The sequence below is a fragment of the Streptomyces sp. NPDC001027 genome (assembly GCF_040299045.1).
Classification (GTDB): domain Bacteria; phylum Actinomycetota; class Actinomycetes; order Streptomycetales; family Streptomycetaceae; genus Streptomyces.
In genome coordinates, this window is record NZ_JBEPBI010000207.1 from 1 (window position 1) to 14,188 (window position 14,188).

Consider the following 14,188-nt stretch of genomic DNA (forward strand, 5'->3'; position numbering starts at 1 on the left):
GTGGGGTAGGTGTGGGTGTCCCCCAACCCCGGCGCGCTTTACCCCGACATGGCCGGCGTCCCCACCGCGGGCGTCTGCGCCCCCCCCCCCCCCCCGCCGGGGGGGCCGGGTGGTCCCCCCGCCCCCCCTTTTCTGCCCAGCGGGTCTTCTGACTCCCGGCGGGGCCTTTCGGCTCCCGGGTCAGGCCTCGACAGCCGCGGCGCGCTTCCGGGACTCCTTGTCCAGCCGGTCGCGCAGCCAGCGCTGGGCCGGCTTCTCGACGAACCGGTGGACCAGCCACGCCAGCACGATCAGCGACCCGGTGGTGATGGCCAGCGTGGCCCACGCCCCGACGTGCCCGTACAGGGTGCGGATCATCGCCCAGCCCAGCTCCTCGTGGAGCAGGTACAGCGGGTAGACCAGGGCGCCCGCCGTGGACAGCCACTTCCAGCCGATCCGGTCGAGCTTGTGCAGCGCGACGGCGAGAACCAGCAGGTAGAAGACGGTGACGAGGGCGAGGGCGACGTACGGGGAGCGGTCCATGCCCTTGTCGTGCCGCAGATGGTCCGCGTGCTGGACGAGGTCGCTCTGCATCACCAGCCAGCTCGCGCCCAGCAGCCCCCACAGCTTGAGGTCGGGACCGAACCGGTACATCAGGTACATCGCGATGCCGGACACGAACAGCGCGGTGTTGAGCGGCTGCGCGAAGATGCCGAGCAGCGGCGCCTTCTCCTCCTGCACCAGGACGCTCGCGAGCAGCCACAGCCAGCAGAAGACCGAGACGCGGACGTAGTCGAGCCCCTTCCAGAGCACGACCAGGAAGATCAGGTAGAAGGTCAGCTCCACCCACAGCGTCCAGTAGGCGCCGACGAGGTGCCGGGCCGAGAGCGGCACCTGGAACATCGTGAGGTTGGTGAGCGAGTCGCTGACGCTCGGGGCCTTGCGGGCACCGTCGGGCATCGCCCGCCAGACGACGACGGCGACGACGACGGAGAACCAGTAGGCGGGGAAGAGCCGCAGGAACCGGGCCTGCACGAACTGGCCGGGAGTGCGGTTCCAGGCGGACAGGCAGATGACGAATCCGCTGATGATGAAGAACAGCTGCACACCGTAGGAGCCGTACGAGGTGTACGGGAAGATCGACGGGAACAGCGCCTTGGGGTTGACGCCCCAGTTCGCCTTGGTCGCCGCGTCCACGCCGGTGAAGTGGAATATCAGCACCGAGAGCGCGGCTATGACGCGCAGCGCGTCCAGTGCGTAGAGCCGATTGCCCCGGGATTGCCGTGGCGGCACGGTTCCGGGTGCGTCGGGCGCGTCCGGCAGGGCCGAGACCTTGACGTCGGTCTGGGACATTCGTCGTCCTCGCTGTGTGTCCGTACGGAGGGGGGACCGACAGCTCGGGTTCCTACGCGCCTGCCCCCTTGCGGAGCCCCGCTGCCTCGCCTTCGGCGCGCCCGGCTCCCGCCCGGCGAGCATACGGGAGACACCGCGGCCGCACAGGGGCAACCCCGCGCAGACGGCCGCCCGGAGCCGGCGGTCGGGAACGGCTCCGCGCACGCGGACGGCCCCGGCCGCAGGGACCGGGGCCGTGGCAGAACGGCGGGCTGTGTCAGCCTCCGATGACGACCCTGCGGACGCCCTTCCAGGCCTCCGGGTCGGTGGTGCGTCGGCCGTCGACGAGGACCGTGACGTCCGGCAGGTCGGCCGGGGTCAGGCTGCGGTACTCGGCGTGGTCGGCCTGCAGGATCGCCGCGGTGACCTTCTCGCCCGCGTGCGGGGTGAGGCCGTGCGCGGCGAGCTCCTCGCTCGTGTACATCGGGTCCGAGACGAACGGGACCGCGCCGCGCGCCTTCAGGGCCTCGACGGTCGGGAAGACGCCCGAGAACGCCGTCTCCTTCACGCCGCCGCGGTAGGCGGCGCCCAGCACCAGCACGTTCACGCCGGTCAGGTCGCCGTAGGCGGCCGCCAGCAGGTCAACCGCGTACTCGGGCATCGCCGCGTTCGCCTCACGCGCGGAGCGCACGACGGTGGCGGCGGGGTCGTTCCACAGGTACATCCGCGGGTAGATCGGGATGCAGTGGCCGCCGACCGCGATGCCCGGCTGGTGGATGTGGCTGTAGGGCTGCGAGTTGCAGGCCTCGATGACCTTCTTGACGTCGATGCCGTTGCTGTCGGCGAAGCGCGCGAACTGGTTCGCGAGGCCGATGTTGACGTCCCGGTAGGTCGTCTCGGCGAGCTTGGCCAGCTCGGAGGCCTCGGCGGTGCCCAGGTCCCACACGCCGTTCGGCTGCGGCAGGTCGGTGCGCTCGTCGAAGTCGAGAACCTGCTCGTAGAACTCCACGCCGCGGGCGCCGGACGCCTCGTCGATGCCGCCGACCAGCTTGGGGTAGCGGCGCAGGTCGGCGAAGACCCGGCCGGTCAGGACGCGCTCCGGGGAGAACACCAGGTGGAAGTCCTCGCCCGCGGTGAGGCCCGAGCCCTCCGCCAGCATCGGCGCCCAGCGGGTACGGGTGGTGCCGACCGGGAGGGTCGTCTCGTAGGAGACGAGCGTGCCGGGCTTGAGGCCTTGGGCTATCGCCTTGGTGGCCGCGTCCATCCAGCCGAAGTCCGGGACGCCCTCGGCGTCGACGAACAGCGGGACGACCACGACGACGGCGTCGGACTCGGCCACCGCGGAGGCGGTGTCCGTGGTCGCGCTCAGCAGCCCGGCGTCGACCGTCTGCTTCAGCTTGACGTCCAGGTCGTGCTCACCGGGGAACGGCTCGACGCCGGCGTTGACCAGCTCGACGACCTTCTCGTTGACGTCCGCGCCGATGACCCGGTGGCCCTTGGCGGCGAACTGGACCGCCAGCGGGAGCCCGATCTTGCCGAGCGCTACTACACAGATGTTCATGGAGGGTCGCTACTTCCTTCTCAAACGGGACTTCAGTTTCCTGACGGCGCCCCCCAGCGCCCGCCGGATGACCGTCCTCTTCGGGGGGTGGAGCTGGGCCGTGTCGACGACGACGCGTCCCTTCGGGTTCACGAGCGCCGACGCCCGGTACGGGTCCGCCTGCGGACCCCACAGCCTGGCCAGCGGCATGGGCAGCCCCTCGCCGCGCACGGGTATCTCGTAGGTGAACCCTGCCACGTCCAGGTATACCCGCACACCCCGGCCGGCGGTGACCAGCGTCAGCGGGACCCGTGCGTGCAGCGCCGTGCCGGCGCCGTCCTCGGTGGGCTCAAGCGTCGTCTCGCCCGTCACCGGGGGCAGCGCGTGGCCGGGCTTCAACCGGCGGGCGCCCGACTTGTCCGCGGACTTCGGCATGGACCCCTTGACCAGGCGCAGCACGGCCTTGTCGACGTCGCCGACGACCGGCACCCGCACGGACACCGTGTACGTGAGCGCCTCGCCCTGCTGCTCCCAGGCGGAGGCCAGCAGCTCTGTGCCCTCGGCGAGCGGAGCGGGGACGGACTCCCCGAGCAGCTCGTACACCCGGTCGGCCAGGCCGATGCGCGGGTCGCGGAAGCCGGGGTAGCGGGCGAAGGCGCGGTCGCCCTCGAGGACGAACGGGGTCGCTCCGGGCTTCTTCTCCGACGAGATCGCCTCGGCCAGCTCGTCGATCGCGCCGATGCGCGCGAGGGCGATCCGCACCCGGCGCTTGACGTCCATCGCGTCGCGGATGCCGTCGGTGAAGTAGGCGTCGGCCAGTCGCGCTATGCCCGCGCAGATCTGCCGCTGCAGCTCGCGGTCGAGGGCCGGGAAGTCGTCCTGGACGAGCTTGGCCAGCTCCCAGGTGAAGTGCCGCCGCAGGACCGCGTCGCGCTGCGGACCGGCCTCGACGAGGCCGGCCGTGAAGTCCATGATCTCCGCGGTGGCCCGCAGCCGGGCCAGGTGGTCGGCGCGGTACGTGATGTTGCTGGCGTCGCCCCGCTTGACGGCGTAGTAGCAGACGTAGTCGGCCACCACCGAGATCTTCGCCGCGCGCACGCACGCCTCGATGGTGAACGGCTGGTCACTGCCCACCGGCAGGTGCTCGGGGAAGCGCAGCTTGTACTTCTCGACCAGCTCCCGCCTGAACAGCTTGGTGTTGGCGAGGGTGAACGGCAGCGCCGAGTCGTACAGGCTGACGTCCGGGTCGTTCTTCTTGTACAGCGCCTGGTGCACGTACCGGCCGTTGGTGCCGACCATCTTGCCGACGACGACGTCGGAGCCGTGCTTGTCGCCGCACTTCACCATGCGCTCCAGGGCTTCCTCGCCCAGGTAGTCGTCGGAGCCGATGAAGTACACGTAGCGGCCGGTGGCCACCTCGAGCGCGCGGTTGCTGGGCGCGGCAGGACCGCCCGAGTTGGGCTGGTGGAGCACCTTCACGGTGTCCGGGTACAGCGCCGCGAACCGGTCCAGCTCCGCGCCGCTGTCGTCGGTGGAGCCGTCGTCGACCGCGACGATCTCGAGACGTTCGCGGCCTATGCTCTGCCCGAGGAGCGAGTTCAGGCACTCCGTCAGGTACGGCATGGTGTTGTACACCGCGATGACCACGGTGACGTCGGGAGCCGCAGCCGCCCTCATGATCCCGCCTTCGGGTTCTTGGGGACGAGACGGGTGTAGAGCGCGTCGAGGACCTCGGCCTGCGCCTCCCAGGTCCAGGTGTCCAGCAGACCGGGCTTGTCGTAGGCCGCCCGGTACTTCTCGGGGTCGGCCAGCACGGCCTTGATCGCACGCGCCAGGTCGTCGACGTCCTCGGCCCGGCAGACCTCGCCCTGGCCCGTGGCACGGGTGACCTCGGACATGGTCTTCACGTCGCTCACCACCAGCGGCAGCCGGGCGTGCGAGTACTCGAAGAACTTCGTGATCAGGGCGATCTCGTGGTTCGGCCAGTGGTGGATGGGAATGCAGCCGACGTTCGCCGCGGACAGGAAACGGACCACCTGCCAGTGCTTGACGTACGGCACGGCGTGCAGCCGGTCGCCGACGCCGAGCTCCCGGGCGCGGGCCAGCAGGCCCTGGATGTAGCCGGCCGCCGGCGCGGGCACGACGAACGCCATGTGGACGCCGTCCAGCTTCGGCAGGGCCTCCACCATGTCGCCGAGGCCGCGCTGCGCGCCGGGCGAGCCGCTGTAGACGACCAGCGGGACGTCCGGTCCGATCCCGCACAGCTCGCGCAGGTCGGGCTCCGGCTCGGTGTCCTCGATCGCCGGGTCCCGCTCGACGGGGCGGTCGGGGGCGTTGAGGACCACGGTCGGCTGCTCGGCGAGGCCGTGGCGCTCGCGCAGCAGGTCGGCCAGGCCCTCCGAGACGGTGACCACGGCGTCGGCGAACGGGGCGTACTCGCTCTCGTGCGCGGTGTTGCCGGGGATCCAGTGGGCGTTGTCCTCCCACGGGCGCACGCCGGGCAGGAACTCATGGGCGTCCCACACCAGCTTGACCGTGCGGCCCTTGGCGCGGGCGCGGACGGCGGCACGGGCGCCGACGCCCAGCATGCGGAAGTCGTTGGCGTGGATGAGGTCGGGCTTGAGCGCGTCGATCTCCGCGCCGTACGTCAACTCGTAGTCCCACAGCACCGGTTCGAGGCGGCGCCAGGCGCGCTTGCCCTTGACGGCCTTCCAGGTCGCGGTGAAGGCCCGGTCGACCGGGCCGTGCAGGCCGCGGCCGGCCTTCTGGGCCTGGCTGCTCTGCCGGGCGCGGAACCCGACCCACTTCTGCATGAACTTCGACACCGGTCCGGCCACCGTGAGGCGGGCCTTCTCGGCCTTGCGGAACATCGGGGAGCCGACGGCCTTCGGCGCGACCTTCAGCGCGGCGCGGCGGGTGGCCACGTCCGCACGCCAGGCCTTGACCCACTGGCGGCGGTAGGCGGCCATCGGACCCGGCGGATAGGCGAGCGGACGGCGCAGCGGCGAGCGGTGACGTTCGGCGTGCCGCTTGGCCAGCGGGGTCTTCAGCGGCAGCAGCCGCACCTCGGCGTCGCCGAGCTTCCAGCTGCGGCCGTTGCCGGAGCGGACGAGACCGAGCAGCACCACGTCCCAGCCGGCGGCCGCGGCGGACTCGGCTGCCTTCTGCACCCGCGAGTCGCCGTCGACCTTGTTGTCGACCAGCATGACGACGCGACCCTTGACAGGGCGGTGTGCGCCGGCACTCTGCGCTTCCATTGACAGCCTCTCTAAACCGATCACTTGAGGAAATCGCTGAGGACCTGCACGGTCCAGGTCCCGTCGTGGTACATACGGGCGAACGCGGCGGACTCCCGGCCGATCCTGGCCGTGCCCTCGCGGTCGTCGACGAGGGACTTCACGACCTCGCCGAGGGTGTCGGGGGTGGCGGAGACGATGGGCAGGGCCCCGTCCGTCGCGGCCTTCACACCGTCGCTGATGTAGGCGACCACAGGCTTACCGGCAGCCATCGCCTCGACGGCGAACGTGCCATAACTGCCGGTGGTGAACTGGTCGAGGACCAGATCGCAGCTCTGCACCAGCTCGCGCATCTCGGCCCACGGAATGCCCTCGGCGAGCCGGAACTCGATGAGTCCCTGGTCGTGGAGCTCGGTCATCACGGGGATGATCCGGTCGGTGCCCTTGGTCCACCGCTTCGAGGGGGCGTGCAGCACCAGCGGCCGCTCACGCTCCATCACGGGGCGGTCCGTGGCCCAGGCGAGGACGTCCACGACGAGCGGCGCCCACTTCGCGGTGGGCAGGTCCTCCAGCAGGTCCGGCGTGGTGACGTACAGCGGCAGTCCGGCCTCGGTGGCGATCCGCTTGTTCCGCTCGGCCTTGGCCTGGAGCTTCTTCGCGATGCCCTTGGGGGCGTCGTGGAAGAGCGAGAACGGGTGGCGGGCCATGTGGTTGGCGGGGTGCCGGATCTCGCTGCCGTGCGCGAGGAGCGCCACCTTGATGCGGGCCTGCTTCAGCGCGTCGAGGTCGCCGGCGATCGAGGAGCCGTTGAGGTTGCCGAAGACCGGCATGAACGCATCGACCAGCAGATGCGTATAACGTCCGACGATCCGTTCCACCTGCTGGAACTGGACGGGCAGCTCACCGAGCGCGGTCGCGTCGACGTAGACGTCGGCCGGGTAGTCGAAGGACTCCGGTTGCTTGTTCATGACGACCTCGACCGACACGTCCGGGTTGACGCGTGTGATGGCCTGGGCGTACGCGGCGCCCTGGCCCGCGTAGTTGGCCGGGCCGAGGCCCAGCCGGACGCGGGTCTCGCCGAGCTTCTTCCAGGTCGGCTGGCCGTCGCCGTCCGTGATCTCCACGGTACGCACGGCGTCCGGGGTCTCCTGCACCGTCCAGGACAGCTCGGGCCGCGGACCGGGCGGGGTCTTCTTCGACAGCTCGCGGTACAGCTTCAGCAGCTTGGCGCTCTGCGTCTCCCAGGACAGGTCCGTGCGGACCTCCTCGGTGATCGCCTCGGCGAGCTCGGCGCGGTGCTCCATGGCCCGTGCGGCGGCCTTGGCGAACGTCTTCGGGTCGTCCCAGGTCCAGACCTCGCCCAGGCGGCGCTCCTCGACGTACGCCTTGATGACCTTCACGTCGCTGGTGACCAGCGGCAGGCCGGCCTGCAGGTACTCGGAGACCTTCGTCGGCAGCGACACCTCGCAGTTGGGGACGCGCCGGAAGGGGGTGAGGCCGAGGTCGGCGGAGGAGAGGTAGTCGGCGACCTCGTGCTGCGGCACGTACGGCACCAGGTGCACGCGGTCGCGCACGCCGAGGGCCTCCGCCCGGGCGAACAGCTGCTCGAGCAGGGGCGTCATCCGGCCGTGGACCAGGGCGAGGTGGAAGCCCGGGAGGTCCGGCATGCCGTCGATCACGGCGTCCACACCGCGCTCCGGGCCGATCCAGCCCGCGTACACCATCAACGGCGTCTCGGGGCCGAGACCGCACGCCTTGCGCACCGACGCGGTGGACTTGCTGCCGCCGATCACCTCACGGACCGGCGAGTTGCCCACCACCAGCGGCGACTTCGCCAGCTTGTGGTCGTTCTTCAGCAGCTCCGCCATCTGCGGGGACACGGTCACGACGGCGTCGGCGCGGCCGATGAACTCGGCCTCCACCGCGGGCAGCGCGGAGGCCTGGCGGCGGTTGGGCCATTCCACGCCACGGATGTACTCGTGCGCGTCGTACAGCCAGACGCAGGAGCGGCCGCGGGCGCGCAGCCGGGCCGCGCTGAGCGCCGCCGTGGCGATCATCGTCACGTCGTTGGCGTGGATGACGTCCGGCTCGACCTCTTCGATCACCGGTCCGAAGGCGAGGTCGAGGTCGACCACCTGCGGCCAGTCGCGGCGCCAGTCGCCGACCGGCGCCGGGTCCTTGGACTTGCGCCGCTGCTCCCACTTGAACGCCTTGACCCGCAGCCGGTGCACCGACCGACGGGCCCGCAGCGCGGCCTTGATCGACGCGCGGCGCGGGGAGCCCGCGTACGCGGTCTCGGCGGACTTCTGGCGGACCCACGCCCGGTAGGCCGCGGTGTAGCGGTTCAGCGCCGCCTGGTCCTGCAGGTTGAACTGGGTGGCGGCCGCCCGCAGGGGGCGCGCCTTGCGGGTGTTCACCTCACGCAGGTAGTCCACGCCCACCGGGACGCGGATCACCTCGATCGGACCCATCTTCGACCGCTGGACGCGCTTGCTGTCGCTCCGGCCGATGAGGGTCACGTCCCAGCCGTCCCGGGCCGCGGCGACAGCGGTCTTCTGTACGCGAGAGTCGCCTGTGATGCCGTTGGCGACAATCACGGCAAGGCGCGGCCGGCGGGCAGGGGATTCCATGTGTGAGTTCCTCCGAGTGGAAGACAGAAGTTCGGCGTCCCCGGTTCCACGATGCGGTGGGAACCGGGGACGGGCGTTGTCGGGCGACCCGCCACGCGGGTGTGTCAGGCCGCTCCGCTGCGGCTGTCGTCGAACCGCAGGGTCGTGCCCTGCGCCGCCGATTCGAGCACCGCGGCCGCCACCTCGACGGTGCGCATGCCCTGGCGGAGGGTGCAGATGTCGGCGGGCTTGCCGAGCACCGCGTCCCGGAAGAGCTCGTGCTCCACCAGCAGCGGCTCGCGCTTCGCGATGGCGTACCTGATCATGTCGCCCTCGGAGACACCGCGGAAGGCCTGCAAGGCCTCCCACTCGGTGGTCACCGCGGCGTTGGAGTGGAACGTCAGATCGGCGGTGAGGGTGTCGGCTATGAAGCAGCCCCGCTCGCCGGTGACCGAGGTGAACCGCTCCTTGAGCGGGCTCAGCCAGTTCACCAGGTGGTTGACCATGGTGCCGTCGTCGAGACGGCCCACCGCGGAGACCATGTCCTCGTGCTCACGGCCGCTCTTGGAGACGGTGTGCGCGGCGATCGACACGTACTGACGCCCCGTCACCCAGCCGGTGAGGTCGATGTCGTGGGTGGCGAGGTCCTTGACGACGCCGACGTCCGCGATGCGGTGCGGGAAGGGGCCCTGACGGCGGGTGACGACCTGGTAGACGTCGCCCAGCTCACCGGCCTCCAGCCGCGCCCGCAGCGACATCAGCGCCGGGTTGCACCGCTCGATGTGACCGACGCCGGCCACCAGACCGCGCGACTCGAACGCGTCGACGAGACGGCGGGCGCCCTCGACGGTGTCGGCGACGGGCTTCTCGACCAGGGCGCAGACCCCGGCCTCGGCGAGCGCCAGGCCGACCGGCTCGTGCAGCGCGGTGGGGCAGGCCACGACCGCGTAGTCCACGCCGAGGGCGATGAGCTCCTCGACGGTGTTCAGGATCGGCGCCCCCTGGGCGGCGCCGAACTTGTCGCCCATCGGGTCGACGACGCCGACGAGGTCGACGCCGTCCAGACCGGACAGGACGCGGGCGTGGTGACGCCCCATGGAACCGAGGCCGACGAGTCCCGCTCGCAGCGACTTCCCGGTGCTCACAGTTGCTCCCCCAGAGCATTGACAGCGGTGACGATGCGCTCCAGGTCCTGCGTGGACAGGGCCGGGTGCACGGGCAGCGACACGACCTCGGCGGCCGCGCGGTCCGTCTCGGGCAGGTCCCAGTCACGACCCGCCTTCTGGTCCGGCTCCCAGTACGGCTTCAGCCGGTGGATGGGCGTCGGGTAGTACACGGCGTTGCCGATGCCGGCCTCGGTCAGCTTGGCCATGGCGGCGTCGCGGTCACCCTGGATGCGCACCGTGTACTGGTGGTAGATGTGCCGCGCGCCCTCGGCGACCTTCGGCGTGAGGACGTTCGGCGCGGTGATGTGCTCGGTGAGGTACGCGGCGTTGGCGATGCGCTGCTCGGTCCAGCCGTCCAGCTTGCCGCGCTGGACGCGGCCGATCGCGGCGGACACGTCCGTCATGCGCACGTTGGCGCCGACGATCTCGTTGGCGTAGCGCGTCTCCATGCCCTGGTTGCGCAGCAGGCGCAGGGTCCGCGCGGTCTGCGCGTCACCGGTGGAGATCATGCCGCCCTCGAGGCTGTGCATGTTCTTCGTCGGGTAGAAGCTGAACGTGCCCGCGGCGCCGAAGGCGCCGACCGGGGTGCCGTTCAGCGCGGCCGCGTGCGCCTGGCAGGCGTCCTCGACCACGGCGAGACCGTGCTGCTGCGCGATCGCCATGATCTGGTCCATGGCGGCCGGGTGACCGTACAGGTGCACCGGCATGATCGCGGCGGTGCGCGGCGACAGGGCCGCCTCGACCGCGGCCGGGGACAGACAGAACGTCTCCGGGTCGATGTCGGCGAACACCACGTCGGCGCCGACCAGCCGGACCGCGTTGGCGGAGGCGGCGAAGGAGAACGACGGCACGATGACCTCGTCGCCCGGGCCGAGGCCGAGGGCGAGGAGCGACAGGTGAAGGGCCGAGGTGCCGGAGTTGACCGCGACGCAGTGGCGCCCGTCGACCAGCTCCGAGAACTCCTCCTCGAAGGCGGCCACCTCGGGCCCTTGGACGACCATGCCGCTGCGCAGTACGCGTACCGCGGCCTCGATCTCCTCCTCGCCGATCACAGGCTTGGCGGCCGGTATGAACACATGGGCGTCGGTCATCGACATCCCCTCCTCTACGGCGACCTCGAAGGCGCACCACGTCTTGCCTGGTCGGGAAGGAGCCGTGTCGATGCTCAGCACGGCCGCATCCCTGGTTGTCCGCCGATGCCTGTGGGCGGGCGAACGGCTTGTACACAGGACCCGCCTCATAGGGTTCCTGGCGGGAAGTCAGCCGTGTCCGGCTGGAAGACCGGATGTGCTCCATCGGCTGTGGTCACGGTGTGCATGTCATCGGCCACCGGGACCACAGTGCACGTTACCAGCCCGCGGACGGCGATTTTCTCCAGGGTTATCGCAGTGAAACCCAGTGCGTGGGTGCGCTCTGTCACAAGCAGAACACAGAGTAACCCGCGGGTGAACGCACGGCGACGCGGACACCCGGGGTGCCGGGCGGCCGCGTCGCCGTGCGTTCACGAAGGCTCCCTCACGGGGCGTCAGTCCTCCGTCGGAACGGAGACCGACGGCGCGCTCTGCTGCGCGGCGACCGTCTTCTTGGCCGTCGTCTTCGCCGCCTTCTTGGCCGTCGTCTTCTTGGCGGCGGTCTTCTTCGCGACCGTCTTCTTGGCCGTCGCCGTCTTCGTGGCGGCCTTCTTCGCCGTGGCCTTCTTCGCCGTCTTGCGGGCGGCCGTCTTCTTCGCCGGGGCGGCCTCCGCCTCCTCGGCGACGGGCGCCTCGGTCCCGGCGACGGCCGGCTCGACTGCCTCGTCCGTCACAGCGGCCTGCGGCGCGGCCGACGGGACGACCACCACGGCCGTCTCCTCCGACGCGGTCGGCGCGGTGGCCTTGCGCACGGCCCGACGGCGCGGGCGGGCCGGAGCCGCGCTCTCGACGACGGGCTCCGCGACGGGCGCGTCGCCCGGCACGGCCTCCGGCTGCGCGGCCTCGGGCTGCGTCTCGGCGACCGGGGCCGGCGCGGCCGCCGGCTCGGCGACCGTCACCACGGCGGCCTCGGCGCCCGTCGGCGACCCGGCCGGCGCGGACACCTTGCGGGTGGCGCGTCGGCGCGTACGGCCCTTGGGCGCGGCCTCGTCGACGGCCGGCGTGTCCGCCGCCTGCGCGGCCTCGACGACCGGGTCCTCGACGGCGACCGGCTCGGCGTGCGCCGCGGCCGCCTCGACGGGCTGCACCGAACGCTCGGCCTCCGCCTCGGCGGTGACCTCCTGCGCGGTGGGCGCGTCGACGAGCGTCCCGGGAGCCGCGGGCGACGCGGGGGCCGCCTCGACGGTCTCCGCCGCGCCGAACGCGTCGGAGTCGCCCGTCCTGCGCGACGCGCCGCCTCGCGGCGTGCCCGCCGGGGCGGACGCCCGGCGGCTCGCCCGGCGACGGCCACGGCCGCGGGAGGCGGAGGCCTCCGCCTCGGCGATGCTGCTGTACAGCTCCTCGTCCGGCGCGAACTCCGGGGCGGCGAGCGCGACCGGCTCGGCCGCCTCGGCGGCGACCTCGGCCTCGCTCTCCGTCTCGGGCTCGACGCTCAGCGGCTCGACGGCCTCGACGGCCGCCTCGTGCTCGTGGACGTGTCCGTCACCGCCGCGGCCGCGCTTCTTGCGCTTCCCGCCGCCGCCGACCGCGGTCGGCTGCTCCATGTGGACGATGACGCCGCGCCCGTTGCAGTGCACACAGGTCTCGGAGAACGACTCCAGCAGACCCTGCCCGACCCGCTTGCGGGTCATCTGGACCAGGCCCAGCGAGGTCACCTCGGCCACCTGGTGCTTGGTGCGGTCGCGGCCCAGGCACTCCAGCAGCCGGCGCAGCACCAGGTCCCGGTTGGACTCCAGCACCATGTCGATGAAGTCGATCACGATGATGCCGCCGAGGTCGCGCAGCCGCAGCTGGCGCACGATCTCCTCGGCCGCCTCCAGGTTGTTCCTGGTGACCGTCTCCTCGAGGTTGCCGCCCTGCCCGGTGAACTTGCCGGTGTTGACGTCGACCACGACCATCGCCTCGGTCCGGTCGATCACCAGCGAACCGCCGCTGGGCAGCCAGACCTTGCGGTCCAGCGCCTTGGCGAGCTGCTCGTCGATCCGGTACGTGGCGAAGACGTCGACCTCGGAGGTCCACTTCGACAGCCGCTCGGCGAGGTCGGGCGCGACGTGCGAGACGTACCCGTGGATCGTCGACCATGCCTCGTCACCGCTGACGATGACCTTGGTGAAGTCCTCGTTGAAGATGTCGCGCACGACCCGGACGGTCATGTCCGGCTCGCCGTACAGCAGCGTCGGGGCGTTGCCGCCGTTCTTCGCCTTCTTCTGGATGTCCTCCCACTGGCCCTGCAGCCGCTCGACGTCACGGCGCAGCTCGTCCTCGCTCGCGCCCTCGGCGGCGGTGCGCACGATGACGCCCGCGTCCTCGGGGACGATCTTCTTGAGGATCGTCTTCAGCCGGGCCCGCTCGGTGTCGGGCAGCTTGCGGCTGATGCCGGTCATCGAGCCCTCGGGCACGTACACGAGGTAGCGGCCCGGCAGGGAGACCTGGCTGGTCAGACGTGCGCCCTTGTGCCCGATCGGGTCCTTGGTGACCTGCACCAGGACCGACTGGCCCGACTTCAGGGCGGCCTCGATACGGCGCGGCCCGTTGGCCATGCCGAGCGCCTCGAAGTTGACCTCGCCGGCGTACAGGACGGCGTTGCGCCCCTTGCCGATGTCGATGAAGGCGGCCTCCATCGACGGCAGCACGTTCTGGACCTTGCCCAGGTACACGTTGCCGACGTACGAGGTGGCCTGCTCCTTGTTGACGTAGTGCTCGACGAGCACGTTGTCCTCGAGGACGCCGATCTGGGTGCGCTCGCCGCTCTGGCGGACGACCATCACCCGCTCGACGGCCTCGCGGCGGGCCAGGAACTCGGCCTCGGTGATGATCGGCACGCGGCGGCGGCCCTGCTCACGGCCTTCGCGGCGGCGCTGCTTCTTGGCCTCCAGGCGCGTCGAGCCCTTGATGGACTGCACCTCGTCGGACGGCTCGGAGGGCTTGCGCGGCTCGCGGACCTTGACGACGGTGCGCTCCGGGTCCCCGTCGCCGGGCTCGCCCTCGGCGGACGAGTCGCCGGCGCGACGACGACGCCGACGGCGACGACGGCTTCCGGCGGTGGAACCGCCCGCCTCCTCGTCCTCCGCGTCCTCGTCCTCCTGCTCGGCGGTGTCCTCGGCGTCCTGCGCGGACTGCTCGGCGGCGAACTCGTCCGAGTCGGCGTCGGCGGAGTCCCCCTCGCCGTCGGCGGAGTCGCCGCGGCGACGGCGGC

At 71.4% G+C, this 14,188-nt stretch carries 8 protein-coding genes; all 8 read right to left on the reverse strand.

Annotation, left to right across the window (positions count from 1 at the left end):
• Positions 1–180: 180 nt before the first annotated feature.
• Positions 181–1,332 carry an acyltransferase family protein gene (locus ABT300_RS34105; protein ID WP_351684114.1) on the reverse strand — a complete coding sequence of 384 codons (1,152 nt, stop codon included), beginning with the start codon at positions 1,330–1,332 and terminating at the stop codon, positions 181–183.
• Between the two features lie 256 nt (positions 1,333–1,588).
• Positions 1,589–2,872, reverse strand: coding sequence for a nucleotide sugar dehydrogenase (locus ABT300_RS34110; RefSeq protein ID WP_351684116.1), 1,284 nt, complete (start codon positions 2,870–2,872; stop codon positions 1,589–1,591).
• Between the two features lie 9 nt (positions 2,873–2,881).
• Positions 2,882–4,528, reverse strand: coding sequence for a glycosyltransferase family 2 protein (locus ABT300_RS34115; RefSeq protein ID WP_351684119.1), 1,647 nt, complete (start codon positions 4,526–4,528; stop codon positions 2,882–2,884).
• On the reverse strand, positions 4,525–6,108 hold the full coding sequence (locus ABT300_RS34120) for a glycosyltransferase family 4 protein (RefSeq protein WP_351684122.1): 1,584 nt from the start codon (positions 6,106–6,108) through the stop codon (positions 4,525–4,527). The genes ABT300_RS34115 and ABT300_RS34120 overlap by 4 nt, the downstream gene beginning before the upstream one ends.
• 20 nt (positions 6,109–6,128) lie before the next feature.
• The gene (locus ABT300_RS34125) at positions 6,129–8,717 is read right to left on the reverse strand and encodes a glycosyltransferase family 4 protein (RefSeq protein ID WP_351684126.1); all 2,589 of its coding nucleotides are present in this window, start codon (positions 8,715–8,717) and stop codon (positions 6,129–6,131) included.
• Positions 8,718–8,821: 104 nt separating this feature from the next.
• On the reverse strand, positions 8,822–9,841 hold the full coding sequence (locus ABT300_RS34130) for a Gfo/Idh/MocA family protein (RefSeq protein WP_351684129.1): 1,020 nt from the start codon (positions 9,839–9,841) through the stop codon (positions 8,822–8,824).
• Positions 9,838–10,953, reverse strand: a complete 1,116-nt coding sequence (locus ABT300_RS34135; RefSeq protein ID WP_351684135.1) for a DegT/DnrJ/EryC1/StrS family aminotransferase — start codon at positions 10,951–10,953, stop codon at positions 9,838–9,840. Before ABT300_RS34135 ends, ABT300_RS34130 begins: the two co-directional genes overlap by 4 nt.
• A 434-nt stretch (positions 10,954–11,387) precedes the next feature.
• On the reverse strand, positions 11,388–14,188 hold a 2,801-nt coding region (locus ABT300_RS34140; protein ID WP_351684132.1), incomplete at its 5' end, for an Rne/Rng family ribonuclease.

Excerpts from the sequence above, each read along its gene's own strand:
- ABT300_RS34115 (WP_351684119.1), bottom strand. The coding sequence starts at position 4,528 with ATGAGGGCGGCTGCGGCTCCCGACGTCACCGTGGTCATCGCGGTGTAC.
- ABT300_RS34135 (WP_351684135.1), bottom strand. The coding sequence starts at position 10,953 with ATGACCGACGCCCATGTGTTCATACCGGCCGCCAAGCCTGTGATCGGC.
- ABT300_RS34110 (WP_351684116.1), bottom strand. The coding sequence starts at position 2,872 with ATGAACATCTGTGTAGTAGCGCTCGGCAAGATCGGGCTCCCGCTGGCG.
- ABT300_RS34120 (WP_351684122.1), bottom strand. The coding sequence starts at position 6,108 with ATGGAAGCGCAGAGTGCCGGCGCACACCGCCCTGTCAAGGGTCGCGTC.
- ABT300_RS34125 (WP_351684126.1), bottom strand. The coding sequence starts at position 8,717 with ATGGAATCCCCTGCCCGCCGGCCGCGCCTTGCCGTGATTGTCGCCAAC.
- ABT300_RS34105 (WP_351684114.1), bottom strand. The coding sequence starts at position 1,332 with ATGTCCCAGACCGACGTCAAGGTCTCGGCCCTGCCGGACGCGCCCGAC.